17 protein-coding genes are annotated in these 22,345 nt (G+C 62.2%); 10 read left to right on the forward strand and 7 right to left on the reverse strand.

Annotated elements, in window-relative coordinates; all coding sequences use genetic code 11:
- From B9A31_RS19980 to lysA, 5 genes are all read right to left on the reverse strand, one after another.
- Positions 1-856, reverse strand: an 856-nt coding sequence (locus B9A31_RS19980; protein WP_305881732.1) for a T6SS effector BTH_I2691 family protein, incomplete at its 3' end; no start/stop codon positions are given.
- 294 nt (positions 857-1,150) lie between these two features.
- Entirely contained in the window at positions 1,151-3,634 is a 2,484-nt protein-coding gene (locus tag B9A31_RS19985) for a TonB-dependent siderophore receptor (protein WP_084297294.1), read from the reverse strand.
- 111 nt (positions 3,635-3,745) lie between these two features.
- Entirely contained in the window at positions 3,746-4,681 is a 936-nt protein-coding gene (locus tag B9A31_RS19990; RefSeq protein WP_019096161.1) for a FecR domain-containing protein, read from the reverse strand.
- A 5-nt stretch (positions 4,682-4,686) separates the two neighbouring features.
- On the reverse strand, positions 4,687-5,187 hold the full coding sequence (locus B9A31_RS19995) for a sigma-70 family RNA polymerase sigma factor (protein ID WP_019096162.1): 501 nt from the start codon (positions 5,185-5,187) through the stop codon (positions 4,687-4,689).
- A gap of 111 nt (positions 5,188-5,298) precedes the next feature.
- Positions 5,299-6,531 (reverse strand): diaminopimelate decarboxylase, encoded by a 1,233-nt coding sequence (gene lysA, locus B9A31_RS20000; RefSeq protein WP_025754482.1) that lies wholly within the window; start codon positions 6,529-6,531, stop codon positions 5,299-5,301.
- Between the two features lie 124 nt (positions 6,532-6,655).
- Here lysA and B9A31_RS20005 point away from each other — a divergent pair, with 124 nt between their 5' ends.
- Positions 6,656-7,561 carry a LysR family transcriptional regulator gene (locus B9A31_RS20005; protein WP_026020287.1) on the forward strand — a complete coding sequence of 302 codons (906 nt, stop codon included), beginning with the start codon at positions 6,656-6,658 and terminating at the stop codon, positions 7,559-7,561.
- Between the two features lie 8 nt (positions 7,562-7,569).
- Here the strand turns inward: B9A31_RS20005 and B9A31_RS20010 are convergent, their stop codons facing one another.
- A complete protein-coding gene (locus tag B9A31_RS20010; protein WP_019096165.1) occupies positions 7,570-7,923 on the reverse strand; it encodes a hypothetical protein in 354 nt (117 codons plus the stop codon).
- 273 nt (positions 7,924-8,196) lie between these two features.
- On the opposite strand from B9A31_RS20010, the gene B9A31_RS20015 reads away from it, so the two are divergent.
- Positions 8,197-13,062, forward strand: a complete 4,866-nt coding sequence (locus tag B9A31_RS20015; protein ID WP_025754480.1) for an NAD-glutamate dehydrogenase — start codon at positions 8,197-8,199, stop codon at positions 13,060-13,062.
- Between the two features lie 97 nt (positions 13,063-13,159).
- On the opposite strand, the gene B9A31_RS20020 is transcribed toward B9A31_RS20015, so the two are convergent.
- Positions 13,160-13,978 (reverse strand): posphoenolpyruvate synthetase regulatory kinase/phosphorylase PpsR, encoded by an 819-nt coding sequence (locus tag B9A31_RS20020; protein ID WP_016714844.1) that lies wholly within the window; start codon positions 13,976-13,978, stop codon positions 13,160-13,162.
- Between the two features lie 178 nt (positions 13,979-14,156).
- Here B9A31_RS20020 and ppsA point away from each other — a divergent pair, with 178 nt between their 5' ends.
- From ppsA to B9A31_RS20060, 8 genes are all read left to right on the forward strand, one after another.
- Positions 14,157-16,532, forward strand: a complete 2,376-nt coding sequence (gene ppsA / locus B9A31_RS20025) for a phosphoenolpyruvate synthase (protein ID WP_025754479.1) — start codon at positions 14,157-14,159, stop codon at positions 16,530-16,532.
- Positions 16,533-16,634: 102 nt separating this feature from the next.
- On the forward strand, positions 16,635-17,627 hold the full coding sequence (locus B9A31_RS20030; protein ID WP_026020288.1) for an alpha/beta fold hydrolase: 993 nt from the start codon (positions 16,635-16,637) through the stop codon (positions 17,625-17,627).
- A 157-nt stretch (positions 17,628-17,784) separates the two neighbouring features.
- Positions 17,785-18,276, forward strand: coding sequence for a ribonuclease E activity regulator RraA (rraA, locus tag B9A31_RS20035; RefSeq protein WP_016714847.1), 492 nt, complete (start codon positions 17,785-17,787; stop codon positions 18,274-18,276).
- A gap of 27 nt (positions 18,277-18,303) precedes the next feature.
- Positions 18,304-19,299, forward strand: coding sequence for a zinc transporter ZntB (locus B9A31_RS20040; RefSeq protein ID WP_016714848.1), 996 nt, complete (start codon positions 18,304-18,306; stop codon positions 19,297-19,299).
- A gap of 87 nt (positions 19,300-19,386) precedes the next feature.
- Complete coding sequence (locus B9A31_RS20045; RefSeq protein WP_014591816.1) at positions 19,387-19,659, forward strand: hypothetical protein; 273 nt, start codon at positions 19,387-19,389, stop codon at positions 19,657-19,659.
- A 2-nt stretch (positions 19,660-19,661) separates the two neighbouring features.
- Positions 19,662-20,486 carry a mechanosensitive ion channel family protein gene (locus tag B9A31_RS20050; protein ID WP_019096168.1) on the forward strand — a complete coding sequence of 275 codons (825 nt, stop codon included), beginning with the start codon at positions 19,662-19,664 and terminating at the stop codon, positions 20,484-20,486.
- Between the two features lie 113 nt (positions 20,487-20,599).
- Positions 20,600-21,166, forward strand: coding sequence for an RNA polymerase sigma factor SigX (gene sigX / locus B9A31_RS20055; RefSeq protein WP_003248665.1), 567 nt, complete (start codon positions 20,600-20,602; stop codon positions 21,164-21,166).
- A 111-nt stretch (positions 21,167-21,277) separates the two neighbouring features.
- Positions 21,278-22,312, forward strand: coding sequence for an OmpA family protein (locus B9A31_RS20060; protein WP_016714850.1), 1,035 nt, complete (start codon positions 21,278-21,280; stop codon positions 22,310-22,312).
- Positions 22,313-22,345: the final 33 nt, after the last annotated feature.

Below are 22,345 nucleotides of genomic sequence, written 5' to 3' on the forward strand. Positions count from 1 at the left end.
CCAGCCACTTCGTTTTCACATCATCGACCGCGGCATTGCGCCAGGCGTTGAGCTCCTGGGTAATGCCGATGGCGTCTTCGATCACGATAGCGGCGCCACGGGGTTTGGTCTGGTTCACTGGCGGCGCCAGGGCCTGGCGTGAGGCGTGGGGCGAGACGATCTGGTCGTTGTTGAAAGGTTGCAGGTCCAGCAGCGCTTGCAGGTCGGCATCGTCCCGGGCCTTGAAGTCGGCTACCCAGTTCAGTTGGTCGTGCTTGAGCACATGGGGCTGCGGCGGGGCTTCGGACGGCTGGATGAAGCGGGCGATATCGATGGCGGGCAGGCTGTTGCGGTATTCGTCTTCGAGCAGGCGGTAGTTGTCGAGCAGGCGCGGGGTGAGGGGGGAAGGGCTGAACAACGGACGCAGTTCCTGGATGTCGTCGAGGTCGTAGAGGGTGATGGTCCAGCCGAAGCTGCGGATGATGTCATCCAGATTGCCAGTGAGGGGGGCGGGTTCCCACGGTGCGTCGGCGCTGATGTACTGCAGGGAACCGTTGGGTGCCACGCGGTACTGGCTGTGCCATTCGTAGGCATCTGCGCTGTGGCGCTTGATCAGCAGGTAAAGAAAGCCCTCACGCAGGGGGCGGATGGCGTAGCTGGAGTGGGTCATCTCGCCCACGTCCTGGAACGGGCTGAGATAACCCGGCAGTTTGGGCAGGCGGGCGCGTTGTGCCGGGTTGCCGCCGACAGCGGCGTAGCGCAGGGGCAGCAGCTCGAAGCGGCGGGTGCAGTCGGCGACCGGGCTGTTGCGCAGGGCGGGACGGTAGCCGGTGGTGATGCGCCGGCACAATTCTAGGGCTTCGTTCAATGAATCCATGGATGTGCTCCAGTGAGCAGGAGTGATCAGCAAATGCATGCAACGCGCTGCATTCGACCCGAACCTGGACCCTAGCGAGGAATCACTTCTTGCTGGAGCTTTGCGCTTCCGATACGCGCGTAGGAGTTTTCTGAAAATGCGGTGGTATTGACTTCGGTAGGTGTTTTCACCGGTTATCACTTCCACGAAGGGGCATTCGTCACGCTACGGAAAGTCGGCGGGAGACCGAACCTGAGAGGCTTGTTGTAGGCGACCTGGCAAATCAAAAGGGCCGCAAAGCGGCCCTGGTGCATTTCAGAACGCCCCTTGCAACGTCACCATGAAGTTACGCGGTTCGCCATAGAAGTTGCCCCAGCCCGGCGCGCCGATAGTGGCGTAGTACTTTTTGTCGAACAGGTTGTTGCCGTTGAGGGCGACGGTCCAGTTCTGATCCAGACGGTACTGCACGCGGCCGTTCCACACGGTGTAGCCAGGCTGCTCGACGCGGGTCTTGCCGGTGGTACGGAAGTTCTCGCTCTGGCTGTTGAAACCGGTACCCAAGGTCCAGCGCTCCAAGGCGCCGCCCAGTTGGTAGTCACCCCACACCTTGAGCATGTGCCGCGGGATGAAGCTGGAGGTGAAGGTCAGCTCGGTGGGGTCGGTGTCCTCGATGGTCTTCAGGTACTTGGTCTGGGTGTAGGTGTAGCCTGCCAACAATTGCAGGCGCTCGATGGGCGAGCCGCTGATCTCGGCTTCGAAGCCCTGCGCACGCACCTTGCCGCTGTCGGTGTAGCAATAGCCGTCGCCTGACGGACAGGTCTCGATGTAGTCGCTTTCTGCGCGGTGATTCTCGACGGTGCGGAACAGGTTGAACGAAGTATTCAGGGCACCCTCAAGCAGCTCGCCCTTGATGCCAATCTCGTAGTTGGCACCGGTCTTGGGCTGGAGTGACTGCCGCTCGGCGTCCACTTTGTCGCTTTGCGGCTGGAAGATGTCGGCGTAGCTGGCGTAGGCGGTCCACTGGTTGTTCAGGTCGTACAGCACGGCGGCGAACGGCGTGACCTGGCCGTTTTCTTCGCTGCGGTTATTCACCCAGTAATCATAGTACTGGGTATAGGAGTCGCTCTTGTTGCGGTACCAGCTGACCCGTGCACCCAGCACCAGGGTCAGCGGCTCTGCCAGCTTCAGGCGCAGGTTGGCGTAAGTGCCGTATTGCGTGGTGGTGGAGTCGGTTGGCACGCTGCCACCGCGGGTCGGGTTGACCAGGTAATCGGCTTTGGACGGGTGTGGGAAATGTGCAGACGGGTCGAATGGGTTCTGCTTGCCGTCCAGCAGCATCAGCGCGAAGTAGTCATGGGTTTTCTGCCGGCTGGCGTTGGCACCGATGATCAGTTCGTGCTGCAGGCCGAACGCCTCGAATTTGCCATCGACATAGGTATCGAAGCCATAGTCGTCCTGGTCGTAGTCGAAACGACCGGCTCGCACGCTCATGCTGCCGGTGCTGGCGCCGACCGGTACCGTGCCTTCGGAGTAGGCGTATTCGATGTTCTGGTTGTTGTGGGTGTAGATCGAGGCAAAGTTCAGCGTCCAGTCATCGTTGAAGTGGTGCTTGAGGTCGGCAAAGCCGGTAATGCGCTGGCTTTGCAGGTCGTTCCAGCTGACCCCCAGGCAGGTGGAACGCGACAGCTTCAGGTCACTGCCATCGGCGTAGCGTGGCACACCGGCATAGCACGGTGTGGCATCGACATCCTCATAGGCCAGGCCAAAGCCCAGCGTAGTGTCGGGGCTGACATCCCAGTCGATGGCGCCGTACAGAATCTGGTCCTGGCGCTTGGCAATGTCATAGAAGTACTGACGGTCCTGCAGCGCCGCCACGGCCCGGCCACGCACCGTGCCGGATTCGTTGAGCGGGCCGCCCACATCGACCTGGCCGCGGTAGTTGTCCCAGCTACCGGCAGACAGGGTGACGGTGGTAGCGGCTTTTTCCTGGCCGCGTTTACGCACGAAGTTGACGCCACCGGCGGAGGAACCGGAGCCCTTCATCATGCCAGCCGCACCCTTGAGAATTTCGACGCGGTCATAGAAGGCCATGTCGCTGGAAAAGCTGTTGGCCTGCACGTAGTTGCCACCCACATCCAGCGGCACGCCGTCGTACTGGTACTGGCCGTCCAGGTTGAAACCGCGGGAGTAGAAATACTTGCCGCCCATGGGCGAGTCGTACACGGTGATGCCCGGGGTCTTGTCCAGCACCTGTTCCAGGGTGTTGAGGTTCTGGTCGTCGAGCATCTTGCGGGTCATGACGGTGACCGACTGCGGGGTTTCCTTCAGCGTGTGCACACCCTTGCCTATGGTCACGGCGCGGGCGGTGTAAGACTGGGTGCCTTCGCTGGTCGCATCCAGCCGGTTGGCATCGATGTTCAGTGGCCCCAGTTCCATCGCCGAACCGTTGCCTGAAGGCACCAGCACATAGCCGCCATTACCCTGGCGTTGTGCCTGCAAGCCACTGTTGCTCAGCAGCCGCACCAGCCCTTCCTCGATGCTGTAGCTGCCTTCCAGGCCTGCGCTGTTCAGGTTGCGCGTTTGCTCAGTGTCGAACGAAATGGTCACACCCGCCTGCACGCCAAACTGGGTGATGGCGTTGCCCAGCGGGCCAGCCGCGACGTGGTAGGCAGTCTGGCTCTGGGCCATGGCCTGGGCAGGCATCAGCAGCAAGGCTGGCGCGCTGGCCAGGGACATGCCGAACAGCACCAGGCGCACGGCCTGGCTCAGCGTGGTAGGGGTGGGGTGCAGGTGAGGCATTGGGTGATCCTTCCGAGTTATGGCAGAAAGTCGCTGTCGTCGCGGCTTGTGTCAGGGACGGACGAGAATCAAAATCAGCAAGATTTGAGCGAAAGTTTTTTCACCAGCCGTTCAGGCGGGTTCCACATTCACCCAGTAGCGGCTGAGGTAGCGCACCTTTACAGGCAGGGTTTTCGGCAGGTTGGCCAGCGCAATATCGGTATCGTCGATACGGAATGCGCCGGAAATGCTCATGGCCTGGATTGATGAGGCGCAGCGCAGCACGCCCGGCCGATAGCGGCCCAGCTCTTCGATGAAGTCGCCCAGGCGCCAGTCGTTCACGCTCAGCATGCCCTGTAGCCAGGCCGTGGAGTCGGCGGGCAGGGCATGGGCAAGGGTGAAGTCTTGCTGGTCAAAGCGCGTTTGCTGCCCGGCCTGCACGTGCAGCACCCGGTCAGGATGGCGCTGCGGGCGTACATCGACGCTGGCCTGCAACACGCCTACGCGTGTCTGTTGTGCCAGTTTGCGAACGCTGAACTCGGTACTGTGGGCCAGCACGCTGCCGTCGTCGGTGTGCACGATGAACGGGCGCTGCTGAATGTCGCTGGCCGGTCGCACGAGGATCTCCCCCTGGTACAGCTGGATTGCCCGCACTTTCCTGTCAAAGCGCACATCAAGCGCGGTACCCACGTTCAGCTCCAGCTGCGAGCCATCCGCCAGCTCTACAGCGCGCCGCTCGCCGGTAGCGGTACGTTGTTGCGCCATCAAGGCGCGATAGGGCACCTGCTCGGTTGCCAGCCAGCCACCGCCGCCCATGGCCAGCAGCAAGCTCAGCACTTTCAGCACATCGCGCCGCTGCGTCTGCGCCGCCCCCAGGCTGGACAGCGCCGCGTGTGGCGGCACCATGGCCCATTGTTGCTGAAGCTTTTCAACGCGCGCCCAGGCAGCGGCATGCTGAGGGCTGGCCTGCAGCCACTGGCGCCAGGCGTGGGTGCGGGCTTCATTGCTGTCGCCATCGTTGAGCTGCACGTACCAAGTGGCAGCGGCTTCCAGGGTTTTGACGTCCATGCCGTTCAGCCTTCGACGGCCAGCAGGCAGCGGGTCATGGCCTTGATCAGGTGATTCTTCACCGTTGTGACCGATACACCGAAGCGCTCGGCCGCAGCACCGTAGGTCAGGCCTTCCAGTTGCACGGCGAGAAAGATGGCACGGGTCTTGGGGCCGAGTTCGTCAAGCAGGCTGTCCACGGCCATCAGCATTTCGATGATCGACAGGCGAACCTCTGGTGATACCTCCACCGGCTCCGGTCGCAGGGCCAGGGCTTGCAGGTAGGCTTTTTCGATGGCGCGGCGGCGCACTTTGTCGATCAGCAGGGAGCGGGCGATGGCGCTGAGGTAGCTGCGCGGTTCGCGAATGGGTAGCTGGCTGCGGGCCGTCATGACCCGCAGGAACGTATCGTGCGCCAGGTCGGAGGCATCGGCTGCGTTTCCCAGGCGGGCGCGCAGCCAGCCTTTCAGCCAGCTGTTGTTTTCGCTGTAGAGCAGGTGAAGGGCCTGGTGATCGAGCGTCGACATGGCGTCAAATTCGCAATATGAATAGGAATTGATCGCATTGTCGCGATGAGCCAAGGTGATTGCAAGGAGGGTTTGTCCATTGGGGCTGCGATCCAGCCCCAAGCACTGAGATTAGAACCCCGCCTCCAGGCCCAGCAGGTCCTGCACGGTCTGCCGCCGGCGAATCATGCGCAGCGCCCCTTCCTCGATCAGGAACTCCGGTAGCAACGGCCGGCTGTTGTAGTTCGACGACATCGACGCCCCATAGGCCCCGGCATCGTGAATCACCAGCAAATCGCCCACCTGCGCCTGGGGCAGGTCTTGTGGGGTCAGTTCCTGGTCATCCTGGGTGAACACATCCCCCGACTCGCACAGCGGCCCGGCCACCACGGTCGGCTGGCGGGGGCGTTCCACTGGCTGGCCGTTGGCATCGAGCAGGGTCATGCCGTGGTACGCACCGTACATCGCCGGGCGCATCAGGTCGTTGAAGCCGGCGTCGATCATCACGAAGGTATTGCGCCCCACCTGCTTCACGGCGCGCACTTCGGCCACCAGGTAGCCCGACTCCGCCACCAGGAAGCGCCCAGGCTCGATCTCCATGCGCACCGGGTGGCCGAGCATCGCTTCGATTTCCTTGCGTGCCACCGCCCAGGTCTGGGCGTAGCGCTGCAGGTCGACCGGTTTGTCGGTGCTGCGGTAAGGGGTGGAGAGCCCGCCGCCGATGGAAAACGCTTCGATATCCACGCCCAGGCGGCCAATCAGCTCGATCATCGAGCGAGCCACCTGCTCCAGGTGCTGGTAGTCCACACCAGAACCAATGTGCATGTGCACGCCCACCAGGTGCAGGCCATGGGCCTTGATGCAGACCAGTGCCTCCTCCAGCTCTTCGTGCCAGATGCCGTGCTTGCTGTTCTCGCCGCCGGTGTTGGTCTTGCGGCTGTGGCCATGGCCAAAGCCCGGGTTGATGCGGATCCACACGCGGTGGCCGGGCGAGCGTTCACCCAGCTGGCGCAGCATGTCGATGGAGCCCGCGTTCACTTCGATCTTCGAGGCCACCACGCGCTCCAGGGTCGGCCGGTCCAGGGCGTCGCAGGTCAGCACCACGCCGGCAGGGTCGCCGTCCACGCGGGCACCCGCTGCGAAGGCCCGTTCCATCTCACCCAGCGATACGGCATCCAGCACCAGGCCATGGGCGCGCATCAGGCGCAGCACGTGCAGGTTAGGGTTGGCTTTCTGGGCGAAGCGTACGGTGTCGAACACCTTCAACTGCTCGACACGTTCGGCGATGGTGCTGGCGTCGTACGCCCACAGCGGCGAGCCGTGCTGGCGGACAGCTTCGGCCAGGAGGGAGAAAGGTGCGGTCATGGTGGCGCTACTCATATAAGGATGACCGCGAGGATGAGCCAAACAAGGAATTCAGAAAAATAGCTATTTTTCTGACGGTCATTCATATCTGATATACCCATTGCTGACTTTGCCGGGTACTGCTGTGAAACTCTCTGTCCGCCATATCGAAGTGTTCCGCGCCATCATGGCCGCTGGCAGTGTGACCGGTGCGGCGCGCCTGCTGTTTACCTCGCAGCCCACTGTCAGCCGCGAGCTGGCGCGGCTGGAGCAGGTGACCGGGCTGAACCTGTTCGAGCGCGAGGGTGGGCGCCTGGTGGCGACAGCCCAGGCGTTGCTGTTGATCGAAGAGGTCGAGCGCGCCTACGTCGGGCTGGAGCGGATCGATCGCTTTGCCCAGGCCATTCGCAATTTCGAGCAGGGGAGGCTGGCCATCACTTGCCTGCCGCTGTTCTCTCAGACGTTGCTGCCCAAGGCTTGCCAGCGTTTCCACCAACAGCATCGAGGCGTAAGCGTGAGTATCCTGGCGCAGGAATCGCCATTGCTGGAAGAGTCTCTGGTGGCCCAGCAGCACGACCTTGGCCTGACCGAGGTCGAGCAGATACCGCGCGGTGCCTATGGCGAGCTGCTGTTCAGCGCCAACATGGTGTGCGTGCTGCCCGCGCATCACTCGCTACAGGCAAAAGCCGAGCTGGAACTTGCCGACTTTCATGAGGTGGACTTCATCAACCTGGCCAGCCTGGACACTTACCGCCAGCGCCTGGACCAGCACTTTCGCGCGGCGGGGGTGAACCGCCGCACGGTGATCGAGACCACCAGTGCCGCCTCGGTGTGTGCCATGGTCAGGCAAGGGTTGGGGGTGGCGATCATCAACCCGTTGAGCGGGCTGGAGGCGGCGCAGGGCGGGTTGCCGATCCGCAGGTTGCGGGTGTCGGTGCCGTACCAGGTGATGCTGATACGGCCAGACCACAGGCCGGCATCGGCAGCGGTGGAGCCGTTTTGCGAGGCGCTGCGGGTGCAGGCGCAAGAGATGCAGACAGCGTTGCAATAAAGGCGGGCTCACAACTCGCTGACGAATGTCCCAGTCCCGGCCAGGATGTTCTCCAGGGTTTCTTTCACTTCGTCCAGGTCACTCAGGTCGCTGGTCAGGTTGATCTCCAGCACCTCATCCCCCTTCAGCGCATCGCGGTCGCCGGCTGCCACTTCAATCAGCAGGCGCTTGGCGCTCAGGGTCACTTTCAGCCCGTCCAGCGTCGATGGCTCGTCATCCAGGGTCAGGTCGACGGTGTCTTCGTCCGGGTAGCGGGTAAGCAGAAACATCTGGCCCTTGTCGCTGTGGCAGCACAGGGTCGCCATGTTGTCTTCCTCGTCATCGCAAGGGGTGGCGAAGAGCAGGGCGGTGTTGATTTGCATGAGCGGGCTCGGATCAAAGTGAATGGAAGGGAATTCTGACAGTCTTGCGTACAGGCATAAACGTAAAGTTACCGCCCCTTGACCGAAATTGTCGCAGCGCTGCAAGCGTTGATGACCGATCAGTCGTTAAGCTTCGGCGAGCCCTGGGCGTGCCCGCGCACGTTCAACGTCTGGTTTTACCGTCCGCCTTGCCACGGGTTGGCTATCGTTGATCCGTACACGGCGCACGCAGCGACGCTTCAACTATTACAAAGCCCAAGCGGAGTACCACAGATGGCGTTCTTCACCGCAGCCAGCAAAGCCGACTTCCAGCATCAACTGCAAGCGGCCCTGGCGCAGCACATCAGCGAACAGTCCCTGCCACAAGTGGCGCTGTTCGCCGAGCAGTTCTTCGGCATCATCTCTCTGGACGAACTCACCCAGCGCAGGCTTTCCGACCTGGCCGGCTGCACCCTGTCAGCCTGGCGCATCATCGAACGTTTCGACCCCGAATACCCGCAAGTGCGGGTGTACAACCCTGATTACGAGCGCAACGGCTGGCAATCGACCCACACCGTGGTCGAAGTGCTGCACCACGACCTGCCGTTTTTGGTCGACTCGGTGCGCACCGAGCTCAACCGCCGTGGCTACAGCATTCACACCCTGCAAACCACCGTGCTCAGCGTGCGCCGTGGCGCCAAGGGTGAGTTGTTGGAGCTGCTGCCCAAGGGTACCCAGGGTGAGGGCGTGCGCCACGAGTCGCTGATGTACCTGGAGATCGACCGCTGCGCCAATGCCGCAGAGCTGACCGTGCTGGCCCGCGAAATCGAGCAGGTGCTGGCCGAGGTGCGGGTGGCAGTCGCCGATTTCGAGCCGATGAAGGCCAAGCTGCGTGACGTGGTGGCCGAGGTGGAACAGACCGCCTTCGGCCCGGCGCAACACGAAAAGGGCGAGGTCAAGGCCTTCCTCGAGTGGCTGCTGGACAACCACTTCACCTTCCTGGGCTATGAAGAATTCACCGTCAAGGGCGACGCCGATGGCGGCCAGATGGTTTACGACGAGCAGTCGTTCCTCGGCCTGCCGCGCCGCCTGCGCGTGGGCCTGACGGCCGAAGAGCTGCGCATCGAAGACTACGCCGTGGCCTACCTCAACGAACCGCTGCTGCTGTCGTTCGCCAAGGCCGCGCTGCCCAGCCGCGTGCACCGCCCGGCCTACCCGGACTACGTGTCGATCCGCCAGCTGGACGCCGATGGCAAGGTCATCAAGGAACACCGCTTCATGGGCCTGTACACCTCGTCGGTGTATGGCGAAAGCGTGCATGCCATCCCTTACATCCGCGTCAAGGTAGCCGAAGTCGAGCGCCGCTCGGGCTTCGACCCCAAGGCCCACCTCGGCAAGGAACTGGCCCAGGTGCTGGAGGTGCTGCCGCGCGACGACCTGTTCCAGACGCCGATCGACGAGCTGTTCACCACCGTCATGGCGATCGTACAGATCCAGGAGCGCAACAAGATCCGCGTGTTCCTGCGCAAGGACCCGTACGGCCGCTTCTGCTACTGCCTGGCGTACGTGCCGCGGGAGATCTACTCCACCGAAGTGCGACAGAAAATCCAGCAAGTACTGATGGAGCGCCTGAAGGCCAGCGACTGCGAGTTCTGGACCTTCTTCTCCGAATCGGTGCTGGCCCGTGTGCAACTGATTCTGCGGGTAGACCCGAAAAACCGCATCGACATCGACCCGCAGCAGCTGGAACGCGAAGTCATCCAGGCCTGCCGCTCGTGGCATGACGATTATTCGACGCTGGTAGTGGAGAACTTCGGCGAAGCCCAAGGCACCAACATCCTCGCCGATTTCCCCAAGGGCTTCCCGGCCGGCTACCGCGAACGTTTCGCCGCGCACTCGGCCGTTGTCGACCTGCAACATGTGCTGAACCTGTCGGAAAGCAAGCCGCTGGCCATGAGCTTCTACCAGCCGCTGACCCAGGTGGGAGAGCGCATCCTGCACTGCAAGCTGTACCACGCTGACACCCCGCTGGCGCTGTCCGACGTGCTGCCGATTCTGGAAAACCTCGGCTTGCGCGTGCTGGGCGAGTTCCCGTATCGCCTGCGCCATGCCAGTGGCCGCGAGTACTGGATTCACGATTTTGCCTTTACCTACAGCGAAGGCCTGAGCCTGGATATCCAGCAGCTCAACGACACCCTGCAGGACGCGTTTATCCACATCGTGCGTGGCGATGCCGAGAACGATGCCTTCAACCGTCTGGTACTCACCGCTGGCCTGCCTTGGCGTGACGTGGCGCTGCTGCGCGCTTACGCCCGTTACCTGAAGCAGATCCGCCTGGGCTTCGACCTGGGTTACATCGCCAGCACCCTGAACAACCACACCGACATCGCCCGCGAGCTGACCCGGTTGTTCAAGACCCGCTTCTACCTGGCGCGCAAGCTCACCCAGGACGACCTCGACGACAAGCAGCAGCGCCTGGAACAAGCCATCCTGACCGCGCTCGACGACGTGCAGGTGCTCAACGAAGACCGCATCCTGCGGCGCTACCTGGACCTGATCAAGGCCACCCTGCGCACCAACTTCTATCAGCCGGATGCCAACGGCCAGAACAAGTCGTACTTCAGCTTCAAATTCAACCCCAAGCTGATCCCCGAACTGCCCAAGCCGGTGCCCAAGTTCGAGATCTTCGTTTATTCGCCTCGGGTCGAGGGCGTGCACCTGCGCTTTGGCAACGTCGCCCGTGGCGGCCTGCGCTGGTCTGACCGTGAAGAAGACTTCCGCACCGAAGTGCTGGGCCTGGTCAAAGCCCAGCAGGTGAAGAACTCGGTCATCGTGCCGGTCGGCGCCAAGGGCGGTTTCCTGCCGCGCCGCCTGCCACTGGGCGGTAGCCGGGACGAGATCGCCGCCGAAGGCGTGGCGTGCTACCGCATCTTCATTTCCGGCCTGCTCGACATCACCGACAACCTCAAGGACGGTGGCGTGGTGCCGCCGGCCAACGTGGTGCGTCACGACGATGATGACCCGTACCTGGTGGTGGCGGCCGACAAAGGCACTGCAACCTTCTCCGACATCGCCAACGGCATTGCCATCGACTATGGCTTCTGGCTGGGCGACGCCTTTGCCTCGGGCGGTTCGGCCGGTTATGACCACAAGAAGATGGGCATTACCGCACGCGGCGCCTGGGTGGGTGTGCAGCGCCACTTCCGCGAGCGTGGCATCAACGTGCAGGAAGACCCGATCACCGTCATCGGCGTGGGTGACATGGCCGGCGACGTGTTCGGCAACGGCCTGCTGATGTCCGACAAGCTGCAACTGGTGGCGGCGTTCAACCACCTGCACATCTTCATCGACCCCAACCCCGAGCCTGCGTCCAGCTTTGCCGAGCGCAAGCGCCTGTTCGACCTGCCGCGTTCGGCCTGGAGCGACTACGACACCAGCATCATGTCTGAAGGCGGCGGTATCTTCCCGCGCAGTGCCAAAAGCATCGCCATCAGCCCGCAGATGAAAGAGCGCTTTGCCATCGAGGCCGACCGCCTGACCCCGACCGAGCTGCTGAACGCGTTGCTCAAGGCACCGGTCGACCTGCTGTGGAACGGCGGTATCGGTACCTACGTGAAGGCCAGCAGCGAAAGCCACGCTGATGTCGGCGACAAGGCCAACGACGCGCTGCGGGTCAACGGCAATGAGCTGCGATGCAAGGTGGTGGGCGAGGGCGGTAACCTGGGTATGACCCAGCTTGGCCGGGTGGAGTTTGGCCTGAACGGCGGCGCCACCAACACCGACTTCATCGACAACGCCGGCGGCGTTGACTGCTCCGACCACGAGGTCAACATCAAGATCCTGCTCAACGAAGTGGTGCAGGGTGGCGACATGACCGAGAAGCAGCGTAACCAGCTGCTGGGCAGCATGACCGACGAAGTCGGCAACCTGGTGCTGGGCAACAACTACAAGCAGACCCAGGCGCTGTCGCTGGCGGCCCGCCGCGCCCGCGAGCGGATTGCCGAGTACAAGCGCCTGATGGCCGACCTGGAAGGCCGTGGCAAGCTGGACCGCGCCATCGAGTTCCTGCCGTCCGAAGAGCAGTTGGCTGAACGCCTGGCTGCCGGCCAGGGCCTGACCCGCGCCGAGCTGTCGGTGCTGATCTCGTACAGCAAGATCGACCTCAAGGAGCAACTGCTCAAGTCGCTGGTGCCGGACGACGACTACCTGACCCGCGACATGGAAACCGCCTTCCCGCCGTCGCTGGTCAGCAAGTTCGCCGAGGCCATGCGCCGCCACCGCCTGAAGCGTGAAATCGTCAGTACCCAGATCGCCAACGACCTGGTCAACAACATGGGCATCACCTTCGTCCAGCGCCTGAAGGAGTCGACCGGTATGAGCCCGGCCAACGTGGCCGGGGCCTATGTGATCGTGCGCGACATCTTCCATCTGCCTCACTGGTTCCGCCAGATCGAGGCCCTGGACTACCAGGTGCCCGCAGAAATCCAGCTCACCCTCATGGACGAGCTGATGCGTCTGGGCCGCCGTGCCACCCGCTGGTTCCTGCGTAGCCGCCGTAACGAGCAGGACGCCGGGCGCGACACCGCACACTTCGGGCCGAAGATCGCGCAGCTGGGGCTCAAGCTGGACGAGCTGCTGGAAGGCCCGACCCGCGAACGCTGGATGGTGCGTTACCAGGGCTTTGTCGACGCCGGTGTGCCGGAGTTGCTGGCGCGCATGGTGGCCGGTACCAGCCACTTGTACACCCTGCTGCCGATCATCGAAGCCGCCGACGTCACCGGCCATGAGCCGGCGCAGGTGGCCAAGGCGTTCTTTGCGGTGGGCAGCGCGCTGGACCTGACCTGGTACTTGCAGGAAATCAGCAACCTACCGGTGGAAAACAACTGGCAGGCCCTGGCCCGCGAAGCGTTCCGCGATGACATTGACCTGCAGCAACGGGCAATCACCATCTCGGTACTGCAGATGGCCGATGCACCGGAAGACATGGACGCCCGCGTGGCGCTGTGGGCCGAGCAGCACCGGGTGATGGTGGAGCGCTGGCGCGCCATGCTGGACGACCTGCGCAATGCCACGGGCACCGACTATGCGATGTACGCGGTGGCCAACCGCGAGCTGGTCGACCTGGCCATGAGCGGGCAGGCGGCGGTGGTGCCGTCCTGAGCTTGAGCTGAAATGAAAAACCCGGCAGAGATGCCGGGTTTTTTTATCCCTGTGCTGGCCTCTTCGCGGGCATGCCCGCGAAAGGGCCAGAACAGGCTTACTTGAACCTGCGCTCCACCCCTTTCTCCACCAGAATCTTCGCCGAAATCTCTTCCACCGAAAAATGCGTGGAATTGATGTTGGGAATGTTCTCCCGGCGGAACAGGTTCTCCACCTCGCGCACTTCGAACTCGCACTGGGCAAAGCTGGAATAGCGGCTGTTGGGCTTGCGCTCGTGGCGGATGGCGGTGAGGCGATCGGGGTCGATGGTCAGGCCGAACAGCTTGTTGTGGTGCTTTTTCAGCACCGCCGGCAGCTGCAGGCGCTCCATGTCGTCCTCGGTCAGCGGGTAGTTGGCGGCGCGGATGCCGAACTGCATGGCCATGTACAGGCAGGTAGGGGTCTTGCCGCAACGCGACACGCCAACCAGAATCAGGTCGGCCTTGTCGTAGTAGTGGGTACGCGCGCCGTCGTCGTTGTCCAGGGCGAAGTTCACCGCCTCGATGCGTTCCATGTAGTTGGAATTACCGCCAATCGAGTGCGATTTACCCACGGAATACGACGAATGGGCGGTCAATTCCTGCTCGAGCGGGGATAAAAACGATGAAAAGATGTCGATCATGAAGCCATTCGACGTCGCCAGGATCTCACGGATGTCCTGATTGACGATGGTGTCGAAGATGATCGGGCGCACCCCGTCACGCTCGGCGGCGGCGTTGATTTGCTGGACCATGGTCCGTGCTTTGTCCGGCGAATCGATGTACGGGCGGGTAAATTTGTTGAACGGAATGCTCTCGAATTGCGCGAGCAAACTCTGGCCCAGGGTTTCGGCAGTGATACCGGTGCCGTCGGAGATGAAGAACGCGGTTCGTTTCATTTGCGATCTGGGCCTTAAGCTGATGACGTTTCTTGGATATGATAAGTTCGGTTTGCCGAATGCGGCTGTCGGCATTCTCACTTATTTTCCAGGTACAGGCCACAAACGCCCGGCCAAGTCACAGAAGACAGGCGGGCGCCTTTTGAGCTTTTCCAACACAGTTAGTGGAGAGATCACCTTGGTAGAGTACGTAGTTTCCCTCGATAAGCTCGGCGTCCATGATGTGGAGCATGTGGGGGGCAAGAACGCATCCCTGGGCGAGATGATCAGCAACCTTGCAGGTGCTGGTGTATCGGTGCCGGGCGGCTTTGCCACTACGGCGCAGGCGTACCGCGATTTTCTCGAACAGAGTGGTCTCAACGACCGGATCCATGCCGCGCTCGACGCGCTGGACGTGGATGACATCAATGCCCTGACCAAGACCGGCGCGCAGATTCGCCAGTGGGTCATGGAAGCCGAGTTCCCGGCACGTCTGGATTCGGAAATCCGAACCGCCTTCGCCGCGATGGCTGCCGGCAACGACAACATGGCGGTTGCCGTGCGCTCCTCGGCCACTGCCGAAGACCTGCCGGACGCCTCGTTCGCAGGCCAGCAGGAAACCTTCCTCAACATCCGTGGCGTCGACAACGTGATCCGCGCGGCCAAGGAAGTGTTCGCCTCGCTGTTCAACGACCGCGCCATCGCCTACCGCGTGCACCAGGGCTTCGACCACAAGCTGGTGGCCCTGTCTGCTGGCGTGCAGCGCATGGTCCGCTCCGAAACCGGCACCGCCGGCGTCATGTTCACCCTCGACACCGAGTCGGGCTTCCGCGATGTGGTGTTCATCACGGGCGCCTACGGCCTGGGTGAAACCGTGGTGCAGGGTGCGGTCAACCCTGACGAATTCTACGTGCACAAGAACACCCTGCAGGCCGGCCGCCCGGCCATCCTGCGCCGCAACCTGGGCAGCAAGGCCATCAAGATGGTCTACGGCGAAGAAGCCAAGGCCGGCCGTTCGGTCAAAACCGTGGAAGTGGACCGCGCCGAGCGCGCACGCTTCTGCCTGAGCGATGCCGAGGTCAGCGAGCTGGCCAAACAGGCCATGATCATCGAGCAGCACTACCAGCGCCCGATGGACATCGAGTGGGCCAAAGATGGCGATGACGGCAAGCTGTACATTGTCCAGGCGCGCCCTGAGACCGTGAAAAGCCGTTCCAGCGCCAACGTCATGGAACGCTACCTGCTGAAAGAAAAAGGCACCGTGCTGGTCGAAGGCCGTGCCATCGGCCAGCGCATCGGCGCCGGCAAAGTGCGCGTGATCAACGACGTTTCGGAAATGGACAAGGTCCAGCCGGGCGACGTACTGGTTTCCGACATGACCGACCCGGACTGGGAACCGGTGATGAAGCGCGCCAGCGCCATCGTGACCAACCGCGGCGGCCGTACCTGCCACGCGGCGATCATCGCCCGTGAGCTGGGCATTCCGGCCGTGGTCGGTTGCGGCAACGCCACCCAGGTGCTCAAAGACGGCCAGGGCGTGACCGTGTCCTGCGCCGAAGGCGATACCGGCTTCATCTTCGAAGGCGAGCTGGGCTTTGACGTCAAGCAGAACTCCGTCGACGCCATGCCGGAGCTGCCGTTCAAGATCATGATGAACGTCGGTAACCCGGACCGCGCCTTCGACTTCGCCCAGCTGCCCAACGCCGGTGTCGGCCTGGCGCGCCTGGAGTTCATCATCAACCGCATGATCGGTGTGCACCCCAAGGCACTGCTGAACTATGCCGGCCTGCCTGCCGACCTGAAAGACAGCGTCGACAAGCGCATTGCCGGTTACAACGACCCGGTCGGCTTCTATGTCGAGAAACTGGTCGAAGGCATCAGCACCCTGGCGGCGGCCTTCTACCCGAAAAAGGTCATCGTGCGCCTGTCGGACTTCAAGTCCAACGAGTACGCCAACCTGATCGGCGGCAAGCTGTACGAGCCGGAAGAAGAAAACCCGATGCTGGGCTTCCGTGGCGCTTCGCGTTACATCAGCGAATCGTTCCGTGACTGCTTCGAGCTCGAGTGCCGTGCCCTCAAGCGCGTGCGCAACGAGATGGGCCTGACCAACGTCGAGATCATGGTGCCGTTCGTACGCACCCTGGGCGAAGCCAGCCAAGTGGTCGACCTGCTCGCCGAAAACGGCCTGGCCCGCGGCGACAACGGCCTGCGCGTGATCATGATGTGCGAACTGCCGTCCAACGCCATCCTGGCCGAAGAGTTCCTGGAGTACTTCGACGGCTTCTCGATCGGCTCCAACGACCTGACCCAGCTGACCCTGGGCCTGGACCGTGACTCGGGCATCATCGCCCACCTGTTCGACGAGCGTAACCCTGCCGTCAAGAAGCTGCTGGCCAACGCCATTGCCGCGTGCAACAAGGCCGGCAAGTACATCGGCATCTGCGGCCAGGGCCCATCGGACCACCCGGACCTGGCCAAATGGCTGATGGAGCAGGGCATCGAAAGCGTGTCGCTGAACCCGGACTCGGTACTCGAAACCTGGTTCTTCCTGGCCGAAGGCCAAGGCGCGGCCTGATGCTGTAAAACGCGGGGGGACGTCTGGCGTACCCCCGCCTGGTTTTTTCCAGGGCGAGTTCCAGCAATGGATCCCGCCCTTTTTTGTGCACCAAGCAACCTTATGCAAAGCAGCAGCACTCTATTCCCCGTGGCCCTGCTCAGTGCCGAGCGCCGCGGCGACCTCAGCGAAGACGTGTACCGGATCAAGGCTGGCAACGGCCCGGACCCTAGCGTCGAGCTGGCCATCACCCGCCTGGGGTTGGCCGACCATGGCCGTGCCCAGGGCGTGCCGGTCATTCTTCTGCACGGCAGTTTTTCCAACCGGCGTTTCTGGTATTCGCCCAAAGGTATTGGCTTGGGCGCCTACCTCGCCCGTGCCGGTTTTGATGTGTGGATCCCGGAAATGCGCGGTCACGGCCTGTCACCACGCAACCGTGCCTGGCGGCACAACAGCGTTGCGGCCTATGCCCGTGATGACCTGCCACTGATTGCCGCGTTCGTGCGCGAGCAGTCGGGCCAGGCGCCGCACTGGGTTGGCCATTCCTTGGGCGGCACCACCCTGGTGGCGGCGCTTGGGGGTGGTTTCCTGGGTGCCGAACAGGTGGCCAGCGTGGCGCTGTTCGGCACCCAGATCAGCCGTGTCTACTGGCCGTTGAAGGTGCCACCGCTGGTGTGGGGGGCGAAGCTGGTGCTCAAGCGCTGGGGGCAGATATCCGGGCCTCGCTTCAAACGTGGACCGGAAGACGAGCCGATTGGCCTGGCGCTGGAAAGCATGCGCTGGCATGGCCTGTTCGGACGCTTTGGCGACAAGCAGAACGACTGGTGGGCGGGGCTGGCAGAGGTGGATGTGCCGCTGCTGGCAGTGGCCGGCGCGGGGGACTTCCAGGACCCGGTGTGGGCCTGCCGCAAGCTGTTCGAGCAGTTGGGGGGCGAGCGCAAGCAGTTCCTGCGGCTGGGGCGTGAGGAAGGTTTTGAGGCCTTTGGGCATGTCGACATGCTGGTGAGCAAGGCTGCGCAGGCGCAGGTATGGCCGTTGGTGGAGCGCTGGTTGCGTGATCCATTGCTGCCGGTGCATGCCTCCACCGTGGCTCAGGAACCTTTGCCAGTCAGTTGATCTTGCATCGCCTGGGTCGGCCTCTTCGTGGGCGTGCCCGCGAAAGGGCCGGTACAGGATGAATACAAATGACTGCCCGGTCCCGGATGACTGCAACGGCCTCCAAGGTGTAGCCTTGGCCGATACCCGCTTTCGTTGTGACTGACAGGAGCTTCCCATGCAGCATTACGTAACGCCCGACCTGTGTGACGCCTACCCCGACCTGGTACACGTGCTGGAACCCATGTTCAGCAATTTTGGCGGCCGCGATTCGTTCGGTGGCCAGATCGTCACCATCAAGTGCTTCGAGGACAACTCGTTGGTCAAGGAGCAGGTCGAACTCGACGGCAAGGGCAAGGTCCTGGTGGTCGATGGTGGTGGTTCGCTGCGCCGTGCGCTGCTGGGCGACATGCTTGCGGAAAAAGCCGCCAAAAACGGTTGGGAAGGCCTGGTGATCTATGGCTGCGTGCGTGACGTCGATGTGCTGATCCAGACCGACGTCGGCGTGCAGGCCCTGGCCAGCCACCCGATGAAAACCGACAAGCGTGGTATCGGTGACCTCAATGTGGTGGTGACCTTCGCCGGCGTTACCTTCCGCCCGGGCGAGTACGTGTATGCCGACAACAATGGCGTACTGGTTTCGCCAAGCCCGCTGAAAATGCCGGAGTGATGCGCCCCACGCGCTGATGGAGCTTTGATGTTCGAGGAAGACAACGCGCAGTGGGGGCTGGTGCATGCCCTGGTGCTCGATGGTAAAGGCGGCGCGCGCTCGATTGCCCGTACCGAACTGGACAGCTTGCAACTGCAACCAGAGCAGAGCCTGTGGCTGCACTGGGACCGCAGCCATCCGCAAACCCGTACCTGGCTGCTGCATGACAGTGGCCTGAGCGAGTTCGCCTGCGAGCTGCTGCTGGAAGAAAATACCCGGCCGCGCCTGCTGCCCATGGCGGACGAACAGCTGCTGCTGTTCCTGCGCGGGGTCAACCTCAACCCGGGTGCCGAGCCTGAAGACATGGTTTCGGTACGTATTTTCGCCGAGGCACAGCGGGTTATCTCGTTGCGCCTGAGACCGTTGCGTGCCAGTGACGAAATTCTCCAGCAACTGGAACAGGGCAGGGGGCCGAAATCGGCCTCCGAACTGTTGCTGTTGATGGGCGAACTGCTCACTGAAAAGGTTCAGGGCCTGGTGAGTGATCTGGCCGAACTGGTCGACCTGGAAGAAGAAAAGGTCGAAACCGACGAGCGGTACACCCCTGAGCATGGCAGCCTGCAGCAGATCCGCCGTCGTGCCGCCGGCCTGCGCCGTTTCCTTGCTCCGCAACGGGAAATCTACGCCCAGTTGTCGCGCAGCAAATGGAGCTGGTTCGCCAATGCCGACGCCGATTACTGGAACGAGCTCAATAACAGCCTGATCCGCTACCTCGAAGAACTGGAGCTGACCCGCGAGCGCGCTGCGCTGGTGCTGGAAAGTGAAGACCGCCGGCGCAGCGAGCGGATGAACCGCACCATGTACCGTTTTGGCATCATCACCTGCATCTTTTTGCCCATGAGCTTCATCACCGGGCTGCTGGGCATTAATGTCGGCGGTATTCCGGGGGCGGATAATCCGTTGGGCTTTTTGTTCGCCTGCATCGTCGTGCTGGGGCTGGCGGTGGGGCAGTGGTGGCTGTTCCGGCGGTTGCGATGGGTTTAGGTGTGCATTTTGAAACATTCGTACCAATGGGATGTGTGACCCATTGCCCGGCCATCTCGTCTCTTGCTGACACTGCGCGAGGTGCCCATGCACGATCCGTTTGAAGAATCCCTGCGCGACCTGCTCAAGGCGTCACCCTCCGGCAATGACCGGGACGACCGGGACGACGCCGCTTGCCTGGGCCGCGTACTGAAAACCGCCAACCGCCAGGTTGGCGCGGGTGATCTGTTCAGCCTGCTTGGCCGCTGGAGCCAGGCGCTGCTCATCGCCGTCAATAATGGCTCGGCGCATGTCGCGCCGGTGCGTCGACACTCTTCCCGCAACGCTGCCACCGGCAGCAAAGCAGATAAGGCCGATTGAATATGGAACTCGATCTCTGGACCCAGAGCCTGGTCACCGCAATGACTGCCCTTTGGACCAAGGTAGCGAACTTCATCCCCAACCTGTTCGGCGCGCTGGTCGTGGTGCTGCTCGGTTTCGTGGTGGCCAAGCTGCTCGACACACTGCTGTCCAAGCTGCTGGCCAAGTTTGGCCTGGACCGCCTGATGGCCGGCACCGGCCTCACCAAGATGCTTGGCCGGGTCGGCATTCAGGTGCCGATCTCGACCCTGATCGGCAAGATCGTCTACTGGTTCGTGCTGCTCATCTTCCTGGTCTCGGCCGCCGAGTCGCTGGGCCTGGAGCGGGTGTCGGCCACCCTCGACATGCTTGCCCTGTACCTGCCGAAGGTGTTCGGCGCGGCCTTGGTGCTGCTGGCCGGCGTGCTGCTGGCACAAATTGCCAATGGCCTGGTGCGCGGCGCTGCCGAAGGCATCGGCCTGGAATACTCGGCAGGGCTTGGGCGCATTACCCAGGGCCTGGTGATCATCATCAGCATCTCGGTGGCCATCAGCCAGCTGGAGGTGAAAACCGACCTGCTGAACCACGTTATCGTCATCGGGCTGATTACCGTTGGTCTGGCCGTTGCCTTGGCCATGGGCCTTGGCAGTCGCGAGATCGCCGGGCAGATCCTGGCCGGCATTTACGTGCGCGAGCTGTATCAGGTCGGCCAGCAGGTGCGGATTGGAGAGGTTGAAGGGCACATCGAGGAAATCGGCACGGTCAAGACAACGCTGCTGACCGATGATGGCGAACTGGTGTCGCTGTCCAACCGCGAGTTGCTCGAGCAGCGTGTCAATAGCCGCTAACCGCACAAAAGCTGTTAATGTATGCCGCCGCGAAATTCGACCCACGGGGTCGCGCGGCGACATTGACCTGACTGTCGGCCAGATCCGTTTTGAATAAAGTTCATTCGCCGCCCATGCGTTATGACCCCCGCGAGCTCACGGACGAAGAGTTGGTGGCGCGTTCGCATGAGGAGCTGTACCACGTTACCCGCGCCTATGAAGAGCTCATGCGGCGCTACCAACGGACCCTGTTCAACGTCTGTGCGCGTTATCTGGGGAACGACCGGGACGCGGACGATGTCTGTCAGGAAGTGATGCTGAAAGTGCTGTACGGCCTGAAGAACTTCGAAGGTAAATCCAAGTTCAAGACCTGGCTCTACAGCATCACCTACAACGAGTGCATTACCCAGTACCGCAAGGAGCGCCGTAAACGCCGGTTGATGGATGCCTTGAGTCTGGACCCTGTCGAAGAGGCGTCCGAGGACAAGGCCCCGAAGCCGGAAGAAAAAGGCGGGCTGGACAAATGGCTGGTGCATGTGAACCCGATTGACCGGGAGATTCTGGTGCTTCGTTTTGTCGCAGAACTGGAATTTCAGGAAATTGCCGACATCATGCACATGGGCCTGAGCGCGACGAAAATGCGCTACAAGCGCGCGCTAGACAAGCTTCGGGAGAAATTTGCCGGCCTCGATGAAACTTAGTGGCGTGCAAATATCTCTAACGAATCGGCGAGTTCTGCTAGACTTGCCGTCGAGTTGTCCCCCGTGTTCGTGGTGGGACGGCTTAACTATCACCAGATGGGGATTTAACGGATGAAATTGAAAAACACCTTGGGCTTGGCCATTGGTTCGCTCGTAGCCGCCACTTCGATTGGCGCTATGGCACAAGGTCAAGGCGCCGTCGAGACCGAAGTTTTCTACAAAAAAGAATTCTTCGACAGCCAGCGCGACTTCAAGAACGACGGCAACCTGTTCGGCGGCTCGATCGGTTACTTCCTGACCGACGACGTTGAACTGCGTCTGGGCTACGACGAAGTACACAACGCTCGTGGCGAAGACGGCAAGAACATCAAGGGCTCGAACACCGCCCTGGACGCCGTTTACCACTTCAACAACCCGTACGACGCTATCCGTCCGTACGTTTCCGCTGGTTTCTCGCACCAGTCGCTGGGCCAGACCGGCCGTGGCGGTCGTGACCACTCCACCTTCGCCAACGTTGGCGCTGGCGCCAAGTGGTACATCACCGACATGTTCTACGCCCGTGCCGGCGTTGAAGCTCAGTACAACATCGACCAGGGCGACACCGAGTGGGCTCCAAGCGTTGGTGTTGGCCTGAACTTCGGCGGTAGCCCGAAGCAAGCCGCAGCCGCTCCGGCTCCAGTTGCTGAAGTCTGCTCCGACTCCGACAACGACGGCGTTTGCGACAACGTCGACAAGTGCCCAGACACCCCGGCCAACGTTACCGTTGACGCCGACGGCTGCCCGGCTGTTGCCGAAGTCGTTCGTGTTGAGCTGGACGTGAAGTTCGACTTCGACAAGTCGGTCGTCAAGCCAAACAGCTACGGCGACATCAAAAACCTGGCTGACTTCATGAAGCAGTACCCACAAACCACCACCGTGGTTGAAGGTCACACTGACTCCGTGGGTCCAGACGCTTACAACCAGAAGCTGTCCGAGCGTCGTGCCAACGCTGTCAAGCAAGTGCTGACCCAGCAGTACGGCGTAGAATCCAGCCGTGTTGACTCGGTAGGCTACGGCGAAACCCGTCCGGTTGCTGACAACGCCACCGAAGAAGGCCGTGCTATCAACCGTCGCGTTGAAGCTCAGGTAGAAGCTCAGTCCAAGTAATTGGCCTGATGTTTCATGAAAAACCCGGCCTCG

The sequence above is a fragment of the Pseudomonas sp. URIL14HWK12:I5 genome, from assembly GCF_900176445.1.
GTDB classification, from domain to species: Bacteria; Pseudomonadota; Gammaproteobacteria; order Pseudomonadales; family Pseudomonadaceae; genus Aquipseudomonas; species Aquipseudomonas monteilii.

Bases quoted from the DNA above. Each gene is read 5' to 3' on its own strand.
- rraA (WP_016714847.1), top strand. From the start codon at position 17,785: ATGCAGCATTACGTAACGCCCGACCTGTGTGACGCCTACCCCGACCTG.
- B9A31_RS19985 (WP_084297294.1), bottom strand. From the start codon at position 3,634: ATGCCTCACCTGCACCCCACCCCTACCACGCTGAGCCAGGCCGTGCGC.
- B9A31_RS20010 (WP_019096165.1), bottom strand. From the start codon at position 7,923: ATGCAAATCAACACCGCCCTGCTCTTCGCCACCCCTTGCGATGACGAG.
- B9A31_RS20050 (WP_019096168.1), top strand. From the start codon at position 19,662: ATGGAACTCGATCTCTGGACCCAGAGCCTGGTCACCGCAATGACTGCC.
- B9A31_RS20030 (WP_026020288.1), top strand. From the start codon at position 16,635: ATGCAAAGCAGCAGCACTCTATTCCCCGTGGCCCTGCTCAGTGCCGAG.
- B9A31_RS20040 (WP_016714848.1), top strand. From the start codon at position 18,304: ATGTTCGAGGAAGACAACGCGCAGTGGGGGCTGGTGCATGCCCTGGTG.
- B9A31_RS20015 (WP_025754480.1), top strand. From the start codon at position 8,197: ATGGCGTTCTTCACCGCAGCCAGCAAAGCCGACTTCCAGCATCAACTG.
- B9A31_RS20045 (WP_014591816.1), top strand. From the start codon at position 19,387: ATGCACGATCCGTTTGAAGAATCCCTGCGCGACCTGCTCAAGGCGTCA.
- B9A31_RS19990 (WP_019096161.1), bottom strand. From the start codon at position 4,681: ATGGACGTCAAAACCCTGGAAGCCGCTGCCACTTGGTACGTGCAGCTC.
- B9A31_RS20060 (WP_016714850.1), top strand. From the start codon at position 21,278: ATGAAATTGAAAAACACCTTGGGCTTGGCCATTGGTTCGCTCGTAGCC.
- lysA (WP_025754482.1), bottom strand. From the start codon at position 6,531: ATGACCGCACCTTTCTCCCTCCTGGCCGAAGCTGTCCGCCAGCACGGC.
- B9A31_RS20020 (WP_016714844.1), bottom strand. From the start codon at position 13,978: ATGAAACGAACCGCGTTCTTCATCTCCGACGGCACCGGTATCACTGCC.
- B9A31_RS19995 (WP_019096162.1), bottom strand. From the start codon at position 5,187: ATGTCGACGCTCGATCACCAGGCCCTTCACCTGCTCTACAGCGAAAAC.
- sigX (WP_003248665.1), top strand. From the start codon at position 20,600: ATGCGTTATGACCCCCGCGAGCTCACGGACGAAGAGTTGGTGGCGCGT.